Raw genomic sequence first — 22,306 nt, 5'->3', positions numbered from 1 at the left:
TTCCGCGATGATCCGGGGGAACCCATGCAACGCGTAGAGAAAGCGTTCAAGCATTTGCTCGCCGGACTTTCGGGGTTCAGTATCCTCGTCGTCTTTGGTGTTGTCTTTGCTGGCAGTGTCAGCCGCTATTTATTTTCTTCCCCGCTGCAATGGAGCGAAGAAGTCGCGAAATACGCGATGATCTATGGCTGCATGTTTGGTGTGGCATTCGCCTATCTGCAGGGTTCCCAGATCACGTTCAGCATCGTGATTGATACGATGCCTGCGGCCTTGCGCCGCAAGCTTGCGATTGTGGTCGATGCCGCGACCCTTATCCTTGGCGGTGTGCTTGCCTACGCAGGCTGGATTTTTGCTGCCAAGCGCGGGGGTATTGTTGCCTCGGGCATCGGCATTCAGATGTACTGGGCGCAAATAGCCATCACGATTGGCGGTATCTGCCTTGTGATTGCTGCGATCTTGCGTCTGGCATCGGCTATCAACAATAATTCGACCGGGGGTGAGGCATGATTACCGGCGTTACCCTGTTTGCGCTGCTTGCGATTGGCGCGCCGGTTGCCTTTGCAATCGCGCTTGGCCTTGTGGCCTATATCAGCACCGGCACCTTTGGCATTGATTTGCTGCCCCAGCGCATTTTTGCGGGCATGGACAGCTTTACCATTTTGGCGATCCCGCTTTTTGTTCTGGCGGGCGAACTGATGAATGCCAGTGGCATTACCTCGCGCGTGATTAATCTGGCCAATGCCCTTGTCGGGCATGCCAAGGCCGGTCTCGCACAGGTCAATATATGGTCATCGGTGATCTTTGCCGGACTTTCGGGATCGGCGGTGGCAGATACATCGGCCATCGGGCGAATCTTTATTCCGTCGATGGAAAAGGAAGGCTATCCGCGTGACTTTGCCGCCGCACTGACCGCAGCGTCATCTGTGATCGGGCCGATCATTCCACCAAGCATTCCGGTCATTATTTATGCCCTGATCACCACAAATGTGTCGGTACCGGCATTGTTCCTTGCCGGGATTGTCCCGGGTGTTTTGCTGGCGATTGCGCTTTCGATTTATGTGCGGTTCTTCGTAAAGAATTACGCGAAACCGCGTGAGCGCATGAAGATGGGCGAGCAGCTCAAGGCAGTGTGGAATGGTCTGATTCCGCTTTTCATGCCGATATTTGTGATCGGTTCGATCCTGGCGGGGATTGTGACACCGACCGAGGCCGCAAGTTTTGCTGTGTTCTATGCGCTGGTGGTCGGATTATTTGTCTTCCGCGAGCTTAAACCGGGGGATCTTCCGGGCATCTTTGCCGGTGCAATGCGCGATTCTTCAAGCATTCTGATCATTATGGCAACGGTTGCCGCAGCGAACTGGTTCATGACCTTTGCCGGTATTCCGCAATCGATCAGCAAATTTGTCCTGGGTTATGTCGACAGCCCGGTGACCTTCCTGATCCTGATCAACCTGATGCTTTTGGCGGTTGGTCTTGTGCTTGAAGGCATTGCCGCGATGCTTGTCCTTGTGCCGATCCTGCATCCGATTGCGATCAGTCTTGGCATCGATCCGACGCATTTCGGCATCATCGTCATCTTTAACCTGATGATCGGTCTGATCACGCCGCCAATGGGTCTGTGTCTGTTTGTTGCTGACGCCGTTGCCGGGGTCGGGATGGCACGCATGATCCGGGCGATCATGCCGTTCTTTGTGGTCGAGCTTTTGGTGCTGATCATCATCACCTTTGTCCCCGACATCGTTACCTTCTTGCCTAACCTGTTTGGATTTTAGGATACCCTTCCATGTTGAAGCTTGGTCTTATCGGTAAAGGCATTTCACGGAGCCAGTCAGCGCGACTGCACGTTTTGCTGGGCCGTATGTGCGGGATGGATGTTACATACGATTATCTCGACAGCGATCAGATTGCTGATTTCGATCTGATCAGACAGCTGACCATATGTGCGGAAACCGGCTATGCCGGGGTCAATGTGACGCACCCTTACAAAACCAGTGCGCGCAAGCTTATTACGCCGCGTAAACGCCTGCCCGAGGCGCTTGGTGCGGTTAATACAGTTGTCTTCCGTGAAGATGGCTGGCGTGGGGATAACACCGACTTTGTCGGTTTCATGCGCGGCTATCGCCAGCAATTTGGCGATGCGAAGCCGGGCACGGTCTTGCAACTCGGCGCGGGGGGCGTCGGGCTTGCAACCGCGTTTGGACTGCGCGGGCTGGGTGCGGATAAAATCCTGATCCATGACAAGGAAGCAGCACGTGGCGAAGAGTTGGTGGCAACCATGCGCGCTGCCAGTGCCAATGCCGTCTTTATCGGTCAAGATGATCTTGCCGATGCGGTACGATCGGCTGACGGCCTGATCAACTGCACCCCGATTGGCATGAACCAGTATCCCGGCTGTCCGTTTGATACCAACCTGTTTGGCGGGCAGAAATGGGCCTTTGATGCTGTTTATACCCCGGTTGAAACCGCGTTCCTGCGATCAGCGGCGAAATCGGGGATTGAGGTTATGACCGGCTTTGAACTCTTCTTCTTTCAGGGTATTGAAGCATTCGAGGTTTTCAGCGGGGCAGAAATTGATGCCGATGCTGCAAGAACAGAATATTTCAATGCCTATCCCGAGGCATTGACAGGGTAGGGGAAAACGATGAGCAGCAGCAGTAGTACCGTTGCCGAGACGGTCTATAACGAAATTCGCGACGACATCCTGTATGGCGAATTGCAGCCGGGCGTGAAGCTTAAGCTTGAAGCGCTCCGCGAACGTTATAGCGTTGGCGTTAATACACTGCGCGAGGTGCTCAATCGTCTGGTGGCGTCCGGATTTGTCTTTGTCGAAGGCCAGAAGGGTTTTCGGGTTGTTGAAACATCGCCGTCCAATTTCAAGGAATTGACGGCGATGCGGCTTTTGCTTGAACGCGATGGCCTCACAGCTTCGATGAAGAACGGCGATGTCGAATGGGAAGCGCGTGTTGCCGCAGCACATCACAAGCTGTCGGCCATCGAGAAAAAGATGATGGTCGAAGACAGCCGCGAAATGACCGTTCGCTGGAGCCAGTATGACCGCGAATTCCATCAGGCCCTGATTTCGGCCTGCGGGTCGGACCTTCATCTTCGTCTTCACCGCGAGATATTCGATCAGTTCCGGCGTTATGTCGTGATCGAACTGAAAACCCACGGTTTCCGTGGGCAGGAAATTATCGATGAACATCGCGCACTTTGCGAACTGGCCCTTGCACGTGATGCAGAGGCCGCGATTGCAAGATTGACCGATCATATTGAAACCTACCGGCATCGTTCACAGGACTGACCTGCTGCATGGGGACACCACATTGCGGTTTTCCCCGAACAAATGACCAGATTCTGGTTATAAACAGCACATGTCCTGACGCGGCCGGAACACTATTTGCGTAGCCCGGAGGGATAAAATGCTGACCTCGATTGCCACAGTTTCACTGTCTGGCGACCTTCAGGAAAAACTCGATGCCATCGCCGCTGCCGGCTTTGACGGGGTCGAGATTTTTGAAAATGATCTTCTGTCCTTTGACGGGTCGCCCGCCGATGTTGGCAAGACCATTCGTGATCTTGGCCTTAAGCTTGTGACTTTCCAGCCGTTCCGCGATTTCGAAGGCATGCCCGAACCCCAGCGCACCCGTGCGTTCGAGCGGGCCGAACGCAAATTCGACCTGATGGAAGAACTTGGCACCGATCTTTTGATGGTCTGTTCGAACGTATCGCCCCATTCACTCGGCGGGCTTGATCGGGCGGCCAAGGATCTGGCAGAACTGGGCGACCGGGCGGCCAAGCGCGGCCTTCGCATCGCGTTTGAGGCCCTGTCATGGGGCAAGCATATCAGCGATTATCGCGACAGCTGGGAAGTGGTGCGCCGTGCCAATCACCCGAATGTCGGTCTGGTGCTGGATACCTTCCACATCATGGCGCGCAAGGTGCCACTTGATGCGATTTCATCAATTCCGGGCGACAAGATTTTTCTGGTACAGGTGGCCGATGCCCCGATCCTTGAAATGGATGCCCTGTCCTGGAGCCGCCATTTCCGCTGCTTCCCCGGACAGGGGGATTTCCCGTTGGCCGAGTTCATGCGCAATCTGGCGATGACCGGCTATGACGGGCCGCTGTCGCTTGAGATTTTCAATGATCAGTTTCGCTCAAGCTCGACCAAGAACGTTGCCAAGGATGGCTTGCGATCCCTGATCTATCTTGGTGACGGGATCGAAGGCGTCAAGGTCGGTGAAAAGGCCAAAACCCTGCCCCCCAAGGCCCATGCACAGGAGGTCGCCTTTGTCGAATTTGCGGTCGAGGAAGAAACCGCCGACAAACTGGCAAAACTGTTTGCCGGGCTTGGCTTTGAAAAGCGCGGCAGTCATAAAACCAAGGCCGTGACATGGTGGAAACAGGGTGACATCAACCTTGTGATCAATTGCGACAAGGATGGCTTTGCGCATTCCTATAACATCGTTCACGGCCCGTCGGTTTGTGCAGTCGGCCTTAAGGTTGATGATGCCAAGGCGACCCTTGATCGTGCGCAATCATTGCTTGCCGCACCGTTCAGTCAGGCGGTGGGCGAAGGCGAGATCGAAATGCCTGCGATCCGCGGTGTCGGCGGCAGTCTGGTTTATTTCCTGGATGATCACAGCGAATTGTCGCGCATCTGGGACGTCGAATTTGAACCGGCCAGGACTGAACAAAGCGCAAAGGCAAAGCTGCGTGCTGTCGATCACGTTTCATACTCGATGCAGTATGAGGAAATGCTGACCTGGCTTCTGTATTTCACCTCGATCTTTGATCTTGGCAAGATGCCGACCCTTGATATCCCTGATCCGGGCGGGCTTGTGCAAAGTCAGGTGGTGCAAAGTGATGCGGTGCGCTTGATCCTTAATGGTTCACAAAGCCCCCATACCCAGCATTCCCAGTTTCTCAACGAGTTTTTCGGAAGCGGTGTGCAGCATCTGGCCTTTTCAAGCGAGGATATCTTTGCCTCGGTCGACTATTGTGCGGAAAACGGGGTCGAGATTTTACCGATCCCGGAAAACTATTATGATGATATCGAAGCGCGCTTTGGTCTGGAACCGGAACTGCTTGATCGTTTGCGTGCGCGTAATATTCTCTATGATCGTGATGACGAAGGCGAATATTATCAGGCCTATACGCGGACCTTTGCCAATCGTTTCTTCTTTGAACTGGTGGAGCGTCGGGCGTATCGTGGGTTCGGGGCGGCCAATGCGCCAATCCGTTTGGCATCACAAACACGCATGAACCGGCGCAGCGACGCGGCGAAATAAACAGGGCCCCCAAAGATCACAGGATTGGGGGCTGTGACAGGGCATAAAGGTGGGAATAGAGAAATGAGCGTGCAGGAAATTCTTGTCATCAACGGACCGAACCTGAACCTGCTTGGGCAGCGTCAGCCGGAAATCTATGGCTATGACACCTTGCAGACCATCGAGGAAAAATGCGTTGAATTGGCCAGAGAGCTGAATGTTTCTGTGCGTTTCGGGCAGTCCAACCACGAAGGCGCGATCATTGATCTGATCCATGAGGCGCGCCTGAAATCAGCCGCGATTATCATCAATGCCGGTGCCTATACCCATACATCTGCCGCCATTCATGACGCGCTAAAAACCTTTGATGGCTATATCATCGAACTGCATATTTCCAATCCCCACGCCCGCGAGGAATTCCGCCATAAAAGCTGGATCAGTCCGGTGGCCGATGCGGTGATGGCCGGTGCAGGGGCATATGGCTATGAGCTGGCAACGCGCTTGGCCGCCGAGAAAATCAAGGCCAAGTAAACAGCCCTTGAGTAAGTCAGTCATATATTCAATTTTGACTGAAATAGCTGAAATATTTGATTTGAAAAATCACGACACATGTCAGGATCAAGGGCAGCGAAAGCTGCCCTTTTCTTTTGCGTCACAGAAATCGAGACAGGTTCAGGCTTTGTCAGACCGCGCTGCGCGAGCGCAGGGCAGCGGCAAGGGTGCCGTCATCAAGATAATCAAGCTCGCCGCCGACCGGCACACCATGGGCAAGGCGCGTGACCTTGACCCCGGTTTCAATCAGCCGTTCGGTGATGTAATGGGCGGTGGTCTGGCCATCGACCGTGGCGTTGGTGGCAAGGATCACTTCATTGACCCCGCCATTGCGCACCCGATTGACCAGCTGATCGATTTTAAGATCATCCGGGCCGACCCCATCAAGCGGCGAAAGCGTACCGCCAAGAACATGATATTGCCCCTTAAACGCCGCACCGCGTTCAAGCGCCCAAAGGTCCTGGACTTCCTCGACCACGCAAATCATATCGGCTCCACGATTGTGATCGGCACAGATATGGCAAGGATCGGTGACATCGATATTGCCGCAATTGGCACAGGTGGTCATGGCCGCTGCTGTTTCGTGCAGGGCATCGGCCAGCGGGATCATCAGGGTTTCGGGTTTCTTGAGCATCTGCAACACCGCGCGCCGTGCCGATCGCGGGCCAAGGCCGGGCAAACGCGACAACAGCTTGATCAGATTTTCGATTTCCCGTCCGGTCATGGTGATCCCGTATGTGGTGTTAGGTTTCTGATCTTGTATCAAAAACAAAGGGCGGCGCAATGCCACCCTTTGTCGCGCACTTCAAAAGTGCCTATCAATCCGGTTCTGGCTGCTCATCAGAATGGCAGTTTGAAGCCTTCCGGCAGGTTCATGCCGCCGGTGACGTCTTTCATCTTTTCCTGAACGGCGGCCTCCACCTTGACCTTGGCGTCGTTATAGGCCGCCACGATCAGGTCTTCGAGAACTTCGGTGTCGTTGGGGTCAACGATGCCTTTATCAAGCGAAAGGCCGCGCATTTCGCCTTTGCCATTAAGCATGACCTTGACCATGCCCGCACCGGACTGGCCTTCGACCTGGAGTTCAACCAGACTTTCCTGCATTTCCTGCATTTTCGTCTGCATTTGCTGGGCCTGTTTCAGCATCCCTGCAAGGTTCTTCATAGCTCGTCGTCTCCTTCGAGATAAAATGCGTCGTCATATACTGAACCGCTTTCGTCTTCTTCACCTTCGGACAATTCCTGTCCGGGTGGCAGATGGACGGCAACGATTTTTGCGTTTGGCAAACCGTCAAGCACGGCTTTGACCACCGGATCCTGCGAGGCATCAGCCTTGCGCTGTTCAAGTGCCTCGAGTTCCTGTTCCTTTAACGTCGGTGCCCCTTCCTCGCGTTCGGAAACACTGACCAGCCAGCGATGTCCGGTAAGGGCATTCATCGCCTTGATCAATTGGGTCGAAAGGTCCGACCGCGCACCCCGTGCCGGGCGGAATTCGATCCGGCCCGGTTCATATTTCACAAGATGCATATAGTTTTTAACCTGCATGGCAATGCCGGTGGTTTCGCGGTCCTTGGCAAGAAGTTCCGCAACCTCGGCAAAGCTTTCAGGCATTTTGGCATAGACGACCTGCTCGACCTGTTCGGGTTCGCCAAGCGGATCGGGACGGCGCTGTGCAACGGCGGTGGCACCACCACCATTGACCACCTGCATGCGCGGGCCCGGACCACCAGAACCGCCGCCATTACCACCACCCTGCGGGGCGTTACCGGCACCGCCATTTGCCATATCCTGACGCAGTTTTTTGATCAGATCACCGGGCGATGGCATTTCCGCGGCATAGGCCAGACGGATCAGGATCATCTCGGCGGCCTGAATGGGCGAAGGCGCGATGCGCGTTTCTTCAAGCCCCTTAAGCAGCATCTGCCATGCACGGGTAAGCTGTGGCATTGCCAATTTGGCCGCAATTTCCTTGCCGCGTTCGCGTTCGATCTGCGACACGCCGGGATCATTGGCCGCCTCGGGCGAAAGTTTCACACGGGTCAACCAATGGGTCAGGTCGAGCATATCCTGCAACATTACGGCCGGATCGCCACCCAGTGCATATTGTGCGCTCAAAAGCTCAAGCGCCTCGTTGATTTCGCCCTTCATGGTGAAATCAAACAGATCGAAAATGCGTGACCGATCCGAAAGCCCCAGCATGTCGCGGACTTGCTGGGTTGTGACTTTGCCTGCGCCATGGGAAATGGCCTGATCAAGCAAGCTCATACCGTCACGGACAGACCCATCGGCGGCACGGGCGATCAGGGCGACGGCTTCTTCCTCGATCTCGGCCTTTTCGAGCCCGGCAATGCGGGTATAGTGGGCCGCGAGTTCGTCGGTCTGAACACGGCGAAGGTCAAAACGCTGACAGCGCGACAGGACCGTGATCGGAATTTTGCGAATTTCGGTTGTCGCAAAGATGAATTTCACATGCTCTGGCGGTTCTTCAAGCGTTTTAAGAAGCGCGTTGAACGCACTTTTCGAAAGCATGTGCACTTCGTCGATGATGTAAATCTTGTAGCGGGCCGATGTCGGGCGATAGCGCACACCTTCGATCAGTTCGCGAATGTCATCAACGCCGGTCCGCGACGCGGCATCCATTTCCAGAACATCGACATGGCGGTCTTCGGCAATCGCACGGCAATGTTCGCACACACCACATGGTTCGATGGTCGCCGAACCCTTGCCATCGGCACCGATACAGTTCAGCGCACGCGCAATGATACGGGCCGTGGTGGTTTTACCAATTCCGCGCACCCCGGTCAGAACGAATGCATGGGCCAGACGCCCGCTTTCAAGGGCATTTGACAGGGTTTTGACCATCGGACCATGCCCGATCAGCTCTTCAAAGGTTTTCGGGCGGTATTTTCGCGCAAGAACCTGATACTCGCTTTTGGGCGCGGCGTCGGTGGCGTCACCTTTTACCGGCGCAGATGTATCTGCGGCTGCAGATGCGTCTGGCGCGGGGGCGTCACTTTCGGGCATGTCCTGATTGGCGGTATCGATCTGATCGCTCATTCATCCGGTCCGGATTGTTGTAATCTTGTTCGGTTTTAGCAGCTTCGCGACCGTATGGGAAAGACCAAGTGGGAAATTTCCCATACAAAAAACCACATGCCCGAAGATGTAAGGCACATGACAAAAAACAAGGGGATGTCGGGGGGATTGAAAAGGGTGAGAGACTGAACAGCGACCCGGAAAAACTCGTTACGGCTGCTACCTTCCGGTCCTGACCGGGTTGGCGAGCGGTCCGTCCACTGCCAGCCTCTCGCCCCCTATATCGCGCAAGGTGTTCCAAAACGCAAGAGAAGATGCCCGAAAATTTCAGATCGCTATTGATCAATCAGCAATAACAACGCCTTGTCTTGGCGTTGTGCTTGCAACAACATTTTCCGGATTGCGGTAACTGCCGATTTTTCAAGTCCTTCCAACGGAAGATCGAGAATCCTGAGCAATCGGGAGATATCATTTTCCGACAGATATCCGGCTTGGGCTGGAATTTGACCAGCACTTGCGATCAACGGGGCTTTGAGTTTCTTGAATATCGACTTGTCCAGAGGGCGCCCCCGCGCCGGATTGGGGAGGCGATTGGTCGTTAAACTGTCCGTTGGTACAAAATCAAGACATTGCCCAAGCTGTCTTCCAGACAGGGCTCCAAGATCGGACGTCGCAGAGAAACAGTGGATTGCTGATAAAAAAGCGCCATAGATCGTACCGCTATCCTCAATCACGGTTTTGGTATCGACCCGCAGGGCGCGGATAATCGGCGGGTGTATTGGGTCGGTGCATATGGCAAGCAGATCAGAACGTTGCCTCCCGGATGGCAGGGCAAGGAATGTCGCCATCTCGCGGTGCAAAATGTCTGGTGAAAGCAATATGCGAGATGGCGTATGGTCATGGGTCTATGACTTCACTTACCGACAGTTGTCCTGCGTACCATTTACGACGTTTTGTCTGTTCTGCTGTGCGAAGGCTGATACGGCGGCCTTGGCGTCATCTGCACTGACGCCTTCTGGCTGGATGATACCCCAATGCCCCTCAGGGTCATTATCAAACAGCGCGGTATAGCCTTCCAAACCAGCAACGGGACCATGTGCGCCGACATCAGGTTCACCATCGAGGATAACGGTGAACCGATAATTACACGGTTTTAACACCGGAGCCAGTTGGGGCTGAATGAAGTTGGAAAGAGTTGGGTTGAAGCTGAACTGACCGGGCGAAAGGGTTGCATTGCCATTGGATTTGGCATCTACACCGCGATAAATATCGACATCGGCTTGTGCCGTTCCACCAAGAAGCGTCAGCAAAACAAATGTGCCAATCGAACATGTTGCGGCAGACGTCAGTTTTTCAAACATGATGTTTTCCTTTCAGGTTGCATATCTTGCAGGAAAACCGACGGAGGCATTCATTTGATGTGACCAGATTTATGGCATGATCCAGATAATCTGGCCTGTATATGGTTGCCTTTTGACAAAGCGCCGCTAAGTTTTGAACAGCCTTCCGACCGCTTTTGAGACCCGGCAGATCAACTTTGATAATCAGAAATTGAATGGATCAGATGATGGCACGACAATTTTACGAATCCATCGATCTTGATCGTGACGCGCTGCTGCGCAAGACCGAGAACTGGCAGCAGATTCTGTTGGCCGAAGAATCGCTTCGCATCGTTATTTGCCATGCCGGTGATCCGCTTTTTGCCTGGCCCGAGGAAATGGATGCCCATGAACTGGTGGTGCTGGGCGCACCGGCAATCCCGCATCTTGATGTTGATCTCAATGGCGGGCACTGGATTTATATCGGGCGTGATGCACAGGGGCCGGTGATTGCGGTTGATATCGCCCCCGTCATGCCCGAACGCGACGATGCGGTGCGCGCACTGGGCGGCGGGTTTGGCGACATGCGTAGCCGGATGGCCGCCCTTTCAAGTGACGAAGCGGCCTTGGCCGCACAGGCGCGCGCCATTTTCAACTGGCATCGCGGGCATCAGTTTTGTGGGGCATGTGGTCATCCCAACCGGATCGAAGAGGCCGGTTACAGATTGCAATGTTCAAACCCCGCTTGTGGCAAGGCTCATTTTCCGCGAACCGATCCGGCTGTGATCATGCTGATCCATCATCAGGATCACGTATTGCTGGCCCGGTCCCCACAATTCATGCCCGGCATGGTATCTGTGCTTGCAGGCTTTGTTGAGCCGGGTGAAACCCTTGAACAGGCGGTTGCACGCGAGGTCCATGAAGAAGTCGGTGTCCGGATCAAGCGGCCGCAATATGTGGCATCGCAGCCCTGGCCGTTTCCCGGTTCCCTGATGTTGGGCTTTGTCGCCGAAGCCGAGACAACCGAGCTTTTCCCCGATCAGGAAGAGATCGAATTTGCCATGTGGGTGCATCGCGAAGAGGTTGCAGCACTTCCACAAAAGGGAATTAATTTGCCGCGACCGATCTCAATTGCACGATTCCTTCTGGAAAACTGGTGCGCGCGACGCATATAGAAAGTGACAGCACAAGGTGAACGGGTAATCCCCCGGATGGTTTTTGCCGCAGTGCACATTTCTGGGAACAACGTCGCAGGATAAAAGCCCTTGGGAAAAATGCGTGTAAAATCGAACGTGCTGGCAGTGTTTCTGGCATTTTGCGCGTTTTATTTTTTCCCCGGAACCAACGCGGTAAGGGCTGCTGACCCGATAATTGTCAAGGTCGGTGCCTATGAATACGGGGTTGTCTATTTCTATCAGGATGGCAAGGCAGGGGGTATCGTTCCCAAACTGATCAATCTGCTCAACGGATTGCAGGATGAGTATCAATTCCAGCTGGCAGAGACATCTTCACGTCGCCGATACCAGGCGCTGATGAATGGCGAGCTTGATCTTGTGTTGCTTGAAAGTGCGCAGTGGGATTGGCCGGATTACGATGTTCATTACTCTGATCCCATCGTCCGGGAAAAAGATATCTATCTGGCGCTATCGAGCCGAACAGATGCACAGGAACTGTTTTCCGATGTAACCGCACATCGCATGCTGTGTGTTTTGGGGTTCCATTACGGCTTTGCAGACTACAATGGCGACCCGGAATATTTGCGCAAGAACTTCAATGTGTTGCTGCGGTATAACGAAGCTGAAGTTCTGGACGGACTTTTTGCCGGCGAAGCACCGATTGCCGTCGTGTCAGCCGGATTTCTGGCCCGTCAGTTTGTCCAGGATCCCGGAATGCGTAATCGTCTGGTGATCGCAGGCAAACCCGATGCAACCTATGATCTGGTTTCGGTGCTGTCGAAAGATTCAGCCATTCCGCTTGATGCCTTTAACAAGCTGGTTGCCGAACTTATTGCCAGCGGTGAAGTCGAACGTCTTTGGCGTCAGCTTCACATTGGCGTATCGGGCTAAATCCCGTCCAGTGGCGGGATGCGCGCGATGACATTCCGGCGCAATGTTTCAGGCCGTTCACGCCAGGCGACAATGCCATCATCGCTATCGGCATATCGTGTGGCAAGATCACAAAGATCATCAATCATGGTTTCAGGATCGACATTGCCATAGACATATCCCCACTTACCCGAACCATTGAGCGCAACCGAGCAGCCCGATTTGCAATTGGTCAGGCATTCGGCCGGACGCAGATCAAACGGAAGATCACGCTCGGCACAAAGTTCAACCATCCGGTCAAACAGCATCTTGCCGTGACGCGGATCGGTTTGCGCGTCGGCATTCGAGGCCGTGCAGGTGATGCAAATATTCAGGCGTGGTTTGGTGGTCATCAAATCAATCTTTTTGTGGCGAGGTTTCTGGTTGCGCGTCAAGCGGGGCGCGCATCCAATCAGCTTGCGGCGGTCTCGGTCAAGTCATCTTCAAGATTTTGACTGACATAATCCTGTATGGCGGCAGCCAGTTGGCGACTGACCAGCGGATGTGAATTTTCTGCAAGCATCACGGCAACCCCGACCGCAGGCAGGGGCGGGAAACCATCGCGACTGTCAAGAATCTGGAATTCATCGGTGACACTTGCCGCTGCAAGGGCGGCGACCCCAAGTCCGTCTCGGACCAGATGCAAAAGCGATGCGGCCTGACGGGTGGTGGCAAACAGGTTAAAAGGCTTGCCGGATTTTGAAATGGCATCAATTGCCCAAGCATGAAATTTGCAGTCCTCGGCGGGCAATACCAGTGGCAGCGGATCAAGTTCATGCTGGCGATGAACGGGCGAGGTCACCCAGACACCGGGCTCGTGACGCAGGAAATAGCCTTCCTCGCCCATGGCGGATCGACTGACCAGCGAGATATCAAGTTCCCCCTGATCAAGCATCCGTTGCAGCAAGATGGTCGGATTGACCGAGACAAAGAAAGTCGCGTTGGGAAATACGTTGCGGATACCGCGCAGAACGACCGGCAGGATTTTCTGGGCATAATCATCGGGGCAGCCAATGCGGATCGGCCGGGTCGCATCCTGTGTGCGGAGCTTGCCCATTGCCTCGTCCTGAAGAGACAGGATGCGTCGCGCATATCCGACAAAGGTGATGCCATCATTGGTCAGAAGCACATTGCGCCCGTCGCGTTCAAACAGTTTGTTATCAACCAGCTCCTCAAGTCGCTTCATCTGCATGGAAAATGCCGATGGCGTGCGCCCGATGCGATCAGCGGCACGGTTGAAACTGCCGCATTCGGCAAAGGCAACAAAACTGCGAAGCAGATCGGAATCCATGGTCTATTCCTTTGATCAGAATTTATGATCAATTAATTTGAACAATTGGGTCAAAACTATTCGATTGTTTGAAATTCATCCAGCGGCAAATATCGCACCTGGCCGGCCAATGCTTTAACGCGAATGCTTTTGACGCATGTGCCACAAGGAATTTCACGATGATTTTGAACGACTATCTGATGTCGGGGAACGGATATAAAGTCCGTTTGCTGCTTTCCATGTTGGGTCAACCGTTTGAGTATGTCGAACGCGACATCATGAAGGGTGAAACACGTACACCGGAATATCTGGCAAAGATCAACCCGAACGGAAAAATTCCGGCCCTTGTGCTTGATGATGGCCGGGTACTGGCCGAAAGCAACGCCATTCTGGGCTATCTGGCCGAAGGCACCAATTTCATCCCTCATGACAGGTATGAGCGGGCTGAAATGATGGGGTGGCTGTTTTTTGAGCAATATGACCATGAACCCAACGTTGCTGTCCTGATTTCCTGGTATGAGATCAAGGGGCTGCCGGAAAATGCCGATATCCTTGAACCGATGAAACAGGCCGGTGCAAAGCGTGCGCTTGATCTGATGGAAAAGCGGCTGTCTGGGCATAACTGGCTGGTGGGTGAGGCCCTTACGATTGCTGATATCTCGCTTTATGCCTATACGCACCGCGCCGAACTTGGAAAAATCAGTCTTGCGAACTATCCGGGCATTCGGGACTGGCTTGCCCGGATCGAAGCATTGCCGGGTTATGTTCCGATTACCTGGACCCCGTAATCTGGACTGAAAAAGGGCCACCACCGGCAGGAAATCCACCCGCTTCCGGGGGAATGGGGGAAGGAAGACTTCCCCGCCTGTGGTGGCCAGATACCCCGATGCGATTAAGGGGAACATCGGGGCGGCGGTCATGAAATCACGCGGATTTCAAAATTTGTTCGGGCAAAAGCGGATCGGTCTGCACGGCTGAACTTCTGGCCTTGAAGCGGTGATAGGCATCAAGCACCATTGGTGCGTCTTCGAGCATTCCTGTGCCGCCGGGCATGGCGTTAAGATAATGCAGGATCGGCATGATCATCATGTCAGGCAGGGTGAAACGTTCCCCCATGATCCAGCCATCGGCATAGGCCTTATCAAGCACCGAAAGATCATGACGGATCACATCGGCAAGTCTGGTCATCTCGGCGGCAAATGCGGGATCATGACGGCGCTGATGATCGGCAAAGACCATCGGAATGACGAAATTGCGAATGATGTTCTGATCCAGTCGTGTCATCGCCAGACTGATCCACTGGTTCATGCGCGCGATCTTTTGCGCCGGGACAGGCCGCAAAAGCGGGCCGGGGAAATGATCGTCGATATAACGGCAAATAGCCGCCGTCTCATAAAGCACGAATGATCCATGTATCAGCACGGGCACCTTGCCAAACGGGTTGTGGCGCAACACGGTTGGCGTTGCATTCTGGCCCGGTGTCTGGACATTGCGGCTGGTGAATTCGAACGGGATTTCCTTTTCAAGACAGGCAATGCGAACCGTGCGTGTCAGGTTGCTGCGCGGCATTCCGACAATGATTACGTCTGACATGATGGGCGTCCTTTGCTGCTTGCTTGGGGCTTTGTTGCCCGTCGCATTGGGCGGGAATTGAAAACCGAACTTGCAGACAGGATTGCCAAGCACATAATATGTTCAAGAACATATTATTGGCCTGTGCCATAGTTCCGCTTGGTCAATCCTCAGACCACCAAACGGAGATCAAAATGCCCTATAGCCCCGCGCATAAACCAAAGACCCGGATCCGTATCGTCAATGCGGCAACCGCATTGTTCAAAAAAGCCGGATTCGAAAATGTGACGATTGATCAGGTGATGGCTGCAGCCGGGCTGACGCGCGGTGGCTTTTATGCCCATTTCAAGAACAAGGAAGACCTGTTTGTCGCCTGTGTGGAGAACGGTATGTCGTTGCTATCCTCGCCGGTTCTGGCCGAACTTCGCAAAGCCGAAAGGCGTGGCAAAGACTGGGTGACGACCTTTGCGACCTTGTATCTGTCGCGCCTGCATGTTGAAAACCCCGACAAGGGATGTGTTTTGCCAACCCTGTCGGCCGAAGTTTCGCGATCAGGAGATCGTGCAAGGGAGGCTTTTTCCCGGTTGATTACCGATGCAACCGAAAAGCTCGCCTGGAAGCTTGCCAAAGAGGATGATGTGCCGGGGATTGATCGGCACATCAATATTGATGCCGGGGCAAAGTTGGGCAATGTTCCCGAAAATTACAAACGGGATTCCGCGGCAATGCTGGCGATGATGGTTGGTGCTGTGGTCCTGAGCCGGGCGGTGGATGACCAAACAGCCGATCAGATATTGAACGCCACGCGCGATACCATCCTCAATAACCGGCAGGCTGACGGGGTTTCGTCGCAAAATGCGCAGAAAACGGCCTGATCAGTCAAAGAAACCGGCAAGGACTTCGGCATAGATCGTAACAAGGTTTTCGATGTCATCGACCATGGCGTGTTCATCGACCTTGTGCATGGATTGCCCGACCAGACCGAACTCGGCGACTTCGGTATATTTCTGAATGAAACGGGCATCGGATGTGCCGCCCGTGGTGCTCATCTCCGGGCGCTTGCCAGTGACTTTTTCCGAGGCATCGGCAATCAGATTGGCGAGTTTTCCGGGATTGGACAAAAATGCCTCGCCCGAGATTTCGACCTTAAGCTCATGCGCGCCAGCATGTTCGGTACAGGTTTCTTCAATCCATTTTTTCAGATCAGCACCAGTGTGCTGATCATTAAAGCGGATGTTAAAGGCCGCGCTGATCTTGGCCGGAACCACGTTGGTTGCGGCATTGCCAGCATCAACGGTGGTGATCTCAAGATTGCTGGGCTGGAAGTGATCGGTGCCCTGATCAAGTTCACGGGAATTGAGGGCATCAAGCGTTCTGATCATGCGCGGCACAGGGTTATCTGCCAGATGCGGATAGGCAACATGGCCCTGTGCCCCAAACACGGTCAGCCAGCCGGTAACAGAACCCCGGCGACCGACTTTCATCATTTCGCCCAGATATTTCGGGTTGGTCGGTTCGCCAACCAGACAGCAATCAAATTTTTCGCCTTCCTGATCGCACCATTCAACCAGCTTGACGGTACCATTGATCGCATCGGCCTCTTCGTCGCCGGTGATCAGGAACGAGATGGATTCATCGAAATCCGGATGTGCCGCCAGAAAGGCATCGACGCCCCCGACAAAGCAGGCAATGCCGGTTTTCATATCAACTGCCCCACGCCCGAACAGGCGGCCATCAATCACCTCGCCGCCAAACGGGTCGACGGTCCAGGCGTTGGTGTCACCCGCGGGCACGACATCGGTGTGGCCGGCAAAGCAGAAATTGCGTCCCTTGGTGCCCAGACGGGCATAAAGGTTATCAATGGCATCACTGCCATCGCCGTCAAAGACCTTGCGTTTGCAGTCAAAGCCGCGCGCTTCAAGCGCCTTTTGCAAGACATCAAGCGCGCCAGCATCCGCCGGGGTGACAGACGGGCAACGGATCAGTGACTGGGCAAGTTCAAGGGCGGCAGACATCGGGCAATCTCTTGTTCGGTTTCTGACCGGTTGTTATGCGGTCAGGATGTTTGTGCGAAAAAGGGCAAAACGAACTGGCCGTTTTGCCCCTTATAGATCATCAATGTTGCGCGGAACAGAAATCAGTCGCGCAGCAATTCATTGATTGAGGTCTTCGAACGGGTCTTTTCATCAACACGCTTGATGATGACCGCGCAATAAAGGCTCGGCCCCGGGGTTCCGTCCGGAAGCGGTTTACCCGGGATGCTGCCCGGAACCACGACGGAATAGGCCGGAACACGGCCGACAAAGGTTTCGCCGGTGGTGCGGTCGATGATCTTGGTCGATGCGCCGATAAAGACACCCATCGAAATGACAGCACCTTCTTCGACGATAACGCCTTCGACGATTTCCGAACGTGCGCCGATGAAGGCATTGTCTTCGATGATGACCGGTCCGGCCTGAAGCGGTTCAAGAACGCCGCCGATACCCGCACCACCTGACAGGTGAACGTTTTTACCGATCTGCGCACAGGATCCAACGGTTGCCCAGGTATCAACCATTACGCCGGTATCAACATAGGCGCCAAGGTTTACAAAGCTTGGCATCAGGACGGTGCCCGGTGCGACATAAGCCGAGCGGCGAACGATGCTGCCCGGAACGGCACGGAAACCGGCCTGTTTGAACTCGGCTTCGCCCCAGCCTTCGAATTTGGACGGAACCTTGTCCCACCAGTTGGTGTTTTCGCCAGGGCCACCTGCGATGGTGGTCATGTCATTAAGGCGGAAAGACAGCAGAACCGCCTTTTTGGCCCACTGATTGACAACCCATTTGCCGCCGGTCTTTTCGGCAACGCGCAATTCACCGCGATCCATGGCATTAAGCGCCTGATCAACTGCTTTGCGAATTTCGCCCTGGGTGGCGGAGCTGATTTCGTCGCGGTTTTCCCATGCGACGTTAATCACGCCTTCAAGTTCAGTTCTGTTCATTTTCGAAGGTCCTTGCGGTCAGCCTAAATCTGTCGGGCGGAGAATGGTCAATGCAGCCCATGAAGTCAACTCCGCCAGTTTGCGTAGAAGCGCCCGTTTCGGGCATTTCTCCGTTCCTGATCCCTTTGCGCGATAGACATAGCGGATCAGGCCGGGAAGCTCAATCCTGGAACCGTGACAAATCGCGTCGCTTGTCAGTAAGTTGCCGCAAGAGTGCGCAGGAACCCGACAATGTCACTGGTCTGGTGATCAATGCGGGGATCGTCGCTGCCATTCTGGGCCCATTCGACATCGGTATTCACCCAAACCGTGGTCATTCCCATGTCTTTGGCCGGTAACAGGTTTTTGGCCATGTCTTCGAAATAGACAGCCTGCGTAGGGTCAACGCGATCACGCGCAAGCAGGCGGTCATAGGGCTGTTGCTGCGGCTTGGGGATATAATCGGCATCAACAATGTCAAAGATCGTCTCGAACCGGTCGATAATGCCAAGACGATCCATCACGCGTTCGGCATGGCCGCGCGACGCATTGGTGAAAATAAGCTTCCTTCCGGGCAGGGCATCAAGGGCCTCGGCCAGTTCCGGTGCCGGTGGCACTACTGACAGATCAATGTCATGAACCTTGGCAAGATAGTCTGCCGGATCGATGTCATGTTCGGTCATCAGGCCACGCAAGGTTGTGCCATAACGATGGAAAAAGTCCTTCTGCACCCGATGGGCGGCATCAGCTTCGAGCTTGAGCGTCTCGCGGACATATTTACCAATCAGGTCCGAGACCTGTGAAAACAGATCGCAGTTTGCCGGATAAAGGGTGTTGTCGAGATCAAAGATCAGCACGGATTCTGAAGTCAGACGCGGCAGGGTGACAGGGCTTTTGGCAGAGATGGTCATGGTCAGGTGGCCTTGATCGGTAAAATATCGGGGGCGCGACTAAATATTGTGCTCCTAGTTGTAAGCGATCTGGTCGCGCTTGGAAACATCTGCCCGGTCTTCTGCAATTTGGCATTGTTGTTATGCGTCTGATGCAGCCACTTAAAGGTCGAATTATCGGGGGTGGGGGTTTAAAACCCGCTGCAAGAACAAAGATATATGAAATCTTTGGTGCCAATTTGCCCCGTTTTCTAGAGACTGTTCGGGAGTTTCGGGGCGATTTTGCAAAAGGATGGTTATTCGCAAGAATAATCAGGATCGAGTTTGTAAAACCCTTGTTAAGCATAAAGGGCTGATCATCTCAAAAAGCCGGAATGGCGGAGAGGGCATTTTTTGAGTTCGGGGGAAGTGAAAAATGTCGCTGATTGCGGGCAGCGTGAGAGGGCGCATTGGATAAACTGATAAAAGCTCGAACAACCGAATTGCGAAACGAACGCAACCGTTTTGCGGCACTGGCCTTTGTATGGGGCGATCTACTTCTTGAGCTGGATGGCGATTTCCGGATCGTTTTTGCCTCCGGTGCGTCGGACGGTATCCTTGGCCGTCGTCCACAGGAACTTTCGGGGAAACTTTTCACAAGTTTTCTGGCCAAACAGTTCAGGCCATTGGTTGCTGAAATGCTGCATGTCGCGCGCAGACGCGGACGCATGGATAATATTCAGGTCCGCTTTGCCCAGCATGATGAACAGCTTAGTCCGCCTGTCTCTATGAGCGGCTATTTCCTGCCTGATCTTGGCGATCACTTCTTTGTTGCCCTGCGTGTGGCGATCAATTCGCTGCCACCCGATATTGCCGGATCGATCCAGCGCGACAATGCGACGGGTCTTCTTGATGAAGAAAGCCTGTCAAAAGTCGTGACAGAACGGTTGGTCGCCCAGCGTGAAACCGGTACGGAGCACAAATTCACCCTGATGACCCTTAATGCGTTCGACCCGCTGTGCAAGCGCATGGCGCAGCTTGAACGCAATGAGCTGATGGCAAGTGTCGGCGCATTTTTGCGCGCCCATTCGGTAGCGGGGGATACGGCCGGGCGCCTTGGCCCCGAGAAATTCGGTATGCTGCATCGGCCCGATGTGCCGATTGGCGATCTTGAAAGGCGGATAGAGGAATGCGTGCGCGATGCCGACCCCAAAGGCATCGGGGTAGAGGTCACCTCAACCGTGACTGATTTCACTGCCGAGGTCATCCCGCCGGGCGATCTGGCGCGCGGGGTTCTGTATTCCATTCGCCGGTTCTGTGATCGTCAGGATCACGGTTTCACCTTCTCGCGGCTGATGGGGCAGGCAGATAATCTGGTCAATAGCACTTTTTCGGCGATGCAGGATTTCGGGATGCGGGTTGACCGACTGAAATTCGACACGGTCTATCAGCCGATTGTGCGTCTGCCCAATGCCGAGATCCATCACTTCGAAGTTCTGGTCCGTTTCTATGATGACGCCGGGGAGTTGATCCCGACACAGGACCTGATTGCCTTTGCCGAACAGGTCAATATGGTCCATCGGCTTGATCTGGCGATGTTGCGCAGAAATCTTAAATGGATCAAGTCACAGCTTCAATCCGGGATCACAGTGCGGGTTGCCGTAAATATTTCCGGTCATTCACTGGAAAACCCGGATTTCTGCCGGTCAGCGATCGCATTGTTCGAACGTAACCGTGAAACGCTTGGCCAGTTGATGATTGAGGTTACCGAAACCTCGGAAATCAAGGATATCGATACAGCTGCAAGATGGATTGCCCGTTTCCGCGAACTGGGCATTGAAATTTGTCTGGATGATTTTGGCACCGGTGCGTCGAATTTCCGTTATCTCAGTGCAATGGAAGTCGATTATGTGAAGATCGACGGGGAATCCATTCGCCAGTCGATGAAAACCGGCAAGGGACAGGCTTTCATGCGGTCGCTGGTCGATTTGTGCCACGAGATCAATGTCGAAGTGGTTGGTGAAATGATCGAGACTGACGAGATGCGCGAACTGATCACCAAGGCGGGCTTTGATTTCGCACAAGGCTATCTGTTTGGCAAACCCGAGGCCGATATCAGCCTTTACTGGCGTGATGCTTCCCCTCGGCGATAGTAAAAGTCGCTATACCAAGCTGAGACTGCATTTCTCATTGTCACAAGGTCACCTTCAGGGTGGCCTTGTTGCGTTTTGACGACGGTTGAAATTCAGGAATAAGAAATTCTATTGATTTCAATTCAATGGAGGATGTGAGCAGATCGATACAAGAAAGACAAAACCTTGTGACCAAAGAAGCTGTTTGGAAAGCAGGATCGCTTTCCGGTCTTATTGAGACAGTTCGGACAAGATCCCGTATTTACCCAAGATGCTGTCATAAAGTCCGCTCTGGCGGATGGCAGAAAGACCGGTATTAAGTTCTTTCAGCAGCATGTCGGCATGTTCGGTCTTGCGGGTGATGCAGGAATAATAGGGATCGTTTGACAGGGTCTTGGTTTTGATGGTCGAAATGCCCGGTATGTCGTTCTTTTCGACATTCAGCAGGTAATCCATCGGGGCCCTGAAAGACAGAACCGCATCAAGGCGTTTTGACAGAAGTAAATTGACCAGTGTTGTTTCACTGTTTGCCATGACGACATCAATATCAGCGATGCGTGCTGCGGTTTCAAGATTGTAGCCATTCACGACCCCGACGGTCATGCTTTTCGCATCCTCAAGATCATCAACCGATTTCAGGATTTCATCGCGGGTGGCATAAAGCGCAACACGTACGTGACCAAGAATGTCTGAAAAAAGAAAGTCGGTTTCGCGTTCTGGCAGATAGCTGCAGGAACACAGACCGTCCACCTGTCCGCTCTGAGCCAGAAAATAGGCACGTTTCCAGGGATAAAACGGTGTCAGCAAGGTAATGTTGCGTGATGCAAAAGCGGCTCTGAGAATTTCAACATCGTAGCCGGGCTTGGTTGTACTGTTTGCAATCTTGGCCGGTGGAAAAGGGTTGCAGGCTAGGGTAACTGTATGGTGCTTGCCGGGGGGCGATATCAGCGCATTTTGTGCCTGGGCATTTCCGTAGCTCCACAACACAATTACCAGGCAAAGTAACGTGACAATGGATGCCCATCGCCAAAAGCGGTTGGCGCCAGTGACTGAGCAATTGCCAGTAAAACCACTGGTACTTGGTCTGGACACAGAGTCTTGAAAATGAGCGGGTATGCGCATTAAAGTTCCGGGTTACTATAGATATTAAGTGTCAATAGAATCAGTATGATATCATGCTTCATGCGTACTGTATTATTTCTCTTGGCGACGTGACTTGCGGTAGATCAGTCATCCGGGAC

Annotated in this window: 23 protein-coding genes and 1 other RNA gene; 11 read left to right on the top strand and 13 right to left on the bottom strand. The window is 53.8% G+C overall.

Features of this window, described 5'->3' with window-relative positions; all coding sequences use genetic code 11:
* Positions 1 to 24: 24 nt before the first annotated feature.
* From TH30_RS00345 to aroQ, 6 genes are all read left to right on the top strand, one after another.
* The gene (locus tag TH30_RS00345) at positions 25 to 507 is read left to right on the top strand and encodes a TRAP transporter small permease (protein ID WP_114096129.1); all 483 of its coding nucleotides are present in this window, start codon (positions 25 to 27) and stop codon (positions 505 to 507) included.
* The gene (locus tag TH30_RS00340; protein ID WP_114096128.1) at positions 504 to 1,772 is read left to right on the top strand and encodes a TRAP transporter large permease; all 1,269 of its coding nucleotides are present in this window, start codon (positions 504 to 506) and stop codon (positions 1,770 to 1,772) included. Before TH30_RS00345 ends, TH30_RS00340 begins: the two co-directional genes overlap by 4 nt.
* A gap of 11 nt (positions 1,773 to 1,783) precedes the next feature.
* Positions 1,784 to 2,632, top strand: a complete 849-nt coding sequence (locus tag TH30_RS00335) for a shikimate dehydrogenase family protein (protein WP_114096127.1) — start codon at positions 1,784 to 1,786, stop codon at positions 2,630 to 2,632.
* A gap of 9 nt (positions 2,633 to 2,641) precedes the next feature.
* Entirely contained in the window at positions 2,642 to 3,301 is a 660-nt protein-coding gene (locus tag TH30_RS00330) for a GntR family transcriptional regulator (RefSeq protein ID WP_114096126.1), read from the top strand.
* A 118-nt stretch (positions 3,302 to 3,419) separates the two neighbouring features.
* Positions 3,420 to 5,291: a bifunctional sugar phosphate isomerase/epimerase/4-hydroxyphenylpyruvate dioxygenase family protein gene (locus tag TH30_RS00325; RefSeq protein WP_114096125.1), complete on the top strand. Its 1,872-nt coding sequence runs from the start codon at positions 3,420 to 3,422 to the stop codon at positions 5,289 to 5,291.
* Positions 5,292 to 5,354: 63 nt separating this feature from the next.
* On the top strand, positions 5,355 to 5,801 hold the full coding sequence (gene aroQ / locus TH30_RS00320; RefSeq protein WP_114096124.1) for a type II 3-dehydroquinate dehydratase: 447 nt from the start codon (positions 5,355 to 5,357) through the stop codon (positions 5,799 to 5,801).
* 151 nt (positions 5,802 to 5,952) lie between these two features.
* On the opposite strand, the gene recR is transcribed toward aroQ, so the two are convergent.
* The 6 genes from recR to TH30_RS00290 all read right to left on the bottom strand — a co-directional run bounded on the left by recR (position 5,953) and on the right by TH30_RS00290 (position 10,218).
* A complete protein-coding gene (gene recR / locus TH30_RS00315; RefSeq protein WP_114096123.1) occupies positions 5,953 to 6,546 on the bottom strand; it encodes a recombination mediator RecR in 594 nt (197 codons plus the stop codon).
* A 116-nt stretch (positions 6,547 to 6,662) separates the two neighbouring features.
* Positions 6,663 to 6,986 carry a YbaB/EbfC family nucleoid-associated protein gene (locus TH30_RS00310; protein WP_114096122.1) on the bottom strand — a complete coding sequence of 108 codons (324 nt, stop codon included), beginning with the start codon at positions 6,984 to 6,986 and terminating at the stop codon, positions 6,663 to 6,665.
* The gene (locus tag TH30_RS00305; RefSeq protein ID WP_114096121.1) at positions 6,983 to 8,878 is read right to left on the bottom strand and encodes a DNA polymerase III subunit gamma/tau; all 1,896 of its coding nucleotides are present in this window, start codon (positions 8,876 to 8,878) and stop codon (positions 6,983 to 6,985) included. Before TH30_RS00305 ends, TH30_RS00310 begins: the two co-directional genes overlap by 4 nt.
* 156 nt (positions 8,879 to 9,034) lie before the next feature.
* An RNA gene (gene ffs / locus TH30_RS00300) (signal recognition particle sRNA small type) lies at positions 9,035 to 9,129 on the bottom strand.
* A gap of 63 nt (positions 9,130 to 9,192) precedes the next feature.
* On the bottom strand, positions 9,193 to 9,705 hold the full coding sequence (locus TH30_RS00295) for a hypothetical protein (protein WP_114096120.1): 513 nt from the start codon (positions 9,703 to 9,705) through the stop codon (positions 9,193 to 9,195).
* Positions 9,706 to 9,774: 69 nt separating this feature from the next.
* Positions 9,775 to 10,218 (bottom strand): hypothetical protein, encoded by a 444-nt coding sequence (locus TH30_RS00290; RefSeq protein ID WP_114096119.1) that lies wholly within the window; start codon positions 10,216 to 10,218, stop codon positions 9,775 to 9,777.
* A gap of 206 nt (positions 10,219 to 10,424) precedes the next feature.
* Between TH30_RS00290 and nudC the strand changes: the two genes are divergently transcribed.
* Positions 10,425 to 11,351, top strand: a complete 927-nt coding sequence (gene nudC / locus TH30_RS00285) for an NAD(+) diphosphatase (RefSeq protein ID WP_114096814.1) — start codon at positions 10,425 to 10,427, stop codon at positions 11,349 to 11,351.
* Positions 11,352 to 11,441: 90 nt separating this feature from the next.
* Positions 11,442 to 12,242 carry a transporter substrate-binding domain-containing protein gene (locus tag TH30_RS00280; RefSeq protein WP_147251909.1) on the top strand — a complete coding sequence of 267 codons (801 nt, stop codon included), beginning with the start codon at positions 11,442 to 11,444 and terminating at the stop codon, positions 12,240 to 12,242.
* Here TH30_RS00280 and TH30_RS00275 read toward each other — a convergent pair.
* Both TH30_RS00275 and TH30_RS00270 read right to left on the bottom strand, forming a co-directional pair.
* On the bottom strand, positions 12,239 to 12,613 hold the full coding sequence (locus TH30_RS00275) for a DUF1636 family protein (protein WP_114096813.1): 375 nt from the start codon (positions 12,611 to 12,613) through the stop codon (positions 12,239 to 12,241). The two genes, TH30_RS00280 and TH30_RS00275, sit on opposite strands and share 4 nt — an antisense overlap.
* Positions 12,614 to 12,672: 59 nt before the next feature.
* The gene (locus tag TH30_RS00270) at positions 12,673 to 13,551 is read right to left on the bottom strand and encodes a LysR family transcriptional regulator (protein ID WP_114096117.1); all 879 of its coding nucleotides are present in this window, start codon (positions 13,549 to 13,551) and stop codon (positions 12,673 to 12,675) included.
* Between the two features lie 158 nt (positions 13,552 to 13,709).
* Between TH30_RS00270 and TH30_RS00265 the strand changes: the two genes are divergently transcribed.
* Entirely contained in the window at positions 13,710 to 14,318 is a 609-nt protein-coding gene (locus tag TH30_RS00265) for a glutathione S-transferase family protein (protein WP_114096116.1), read from the top strand.
* 136 nt (positions 14,319 to 14,454) lie between these two features.
* On the opposite strand, the gene TH30_RS00260 is transcribed toward TH30_RS00265, so the two are convergent.
* Positions 14,455 to 15,123, bottom strand: coding sequence for a glutathione S-transferase family protein (locus TH30_RS00260; RefSeq protein ID WP_114096812.1), 669 nt, complete (start codon positions 15,121 to 15,123; stop codon positions 14,455 to 14,457).
* 173 nt (positions 15,124 to 15,296) lie between these two features.
* Between TH30_RS00260 and TH30_RS00255 the strand changes: the two genes are divergently transcribed.
* Entirely contained in the window at positions 15,297 to 15,977 is a 681-nt protein-coding gene (locus tag TH30_RS00255; protein WP_114096115.1) for a TetR/AcrR family transcriptional regulator, read from the top strand.
* On the opposite strand, the gene dapE is transcribed toward TH30_RS00255, so the two are convergent.
* The 3 genes from dapE to TH30_RS00240 form a co-directional block, all read right to left on the bottom strand.
* Positions 15,978 to 17,117 (bottom strand): succinyl-diaminopimelate desuccinylase, encoded by a 1,140-nt coding sequence (gene dapE / locus TH30_RS00250; RefSeq protein WP_114096114.1) that lies wholly within the window; start codon positions 17,115 to 17,117, stop codon positions 15,978 to 15,980. It abuts the gene before it with no gap.
* 122 nt (positions 17,118 to 17,239) lie between these two features.
* Positions 17,240 to 18,085: a 2,3,4,5-tetrahydropyridine-2,6-dicarboxylate N-succinyltransferase gene (gene dapD / locus TH30_RS00245; protein WP_114096113.1), complete on the bottom strand. Its 846-nt coding sequence runs from the start codon at positions 18,083 to 18,085 to the stop codon at positions 17,240 to 17,242.
* 194 nt (positions 18,086 to 18,279) lie between these two features.
* The gene (locus TH30_RS00240) at positions 18,280 to 18,975 is read right to left on the bottom strand and encodes a pyrimidine 5'-nucleotidase (protein WP_114096112.1); all 696 of its coding nucleotides are present in this window, start codon (positions 18,973 to 18,975) and stop codon (positions 18,280 to 18,282) included.
* 428 nt (positions 18,976 to 19,403) lie between these two features.
* Here TH30_RS00240 and TH30_RS00230 point away from each other — a divergent pair, with 428 nt between their 5' ends.
* Positions 19,404 to 21,086: an EAL domain-containing protein gene (locus TH30_RS00230; protein WP_114096110.1), complete on the top strand. Its 1,683-nt coding sequence runs from the start codon at positions 19,404 to 19,406 to the stop codon at positions 21,084 to 21,086.
* A 210-nt stretch (positions 21,087 to 21,296) separates the two neighbouring features.
* Here TH30_RS00230 and TH30_RS00225 read toward each other — a convergent pair whose 3' ends face one another.
* On the bottom strand, positions 21,297 to 22,187 hold the full coding sequence (locus TH30_RS00225) for a substrate-binding periplasmic protein (protein ID WP_114096109.1): 891 nt from the start codon (positions 22,185 to 22,187) through the stop codon (positions 21,297 to 21,299).
* Between the last annotated feature and the right edge of the window lie 119 nt (positions 22,188 to 22,306).

This window comes from Thalassospira profundimaris (assembly GCF_003326795.1).
Taxonomy (GTDB): Bacteria; Pseudomonadota; Alphaproteobacteria; order Rhodospirillales; family Thalassospiraceae; genus Thalassospira; species Thalassospira profundimaris_C.
Note: the sequence above shows the minus strand (reverse complement) of the source record. Positions and strands in the feature narration are given on the sequence as shown.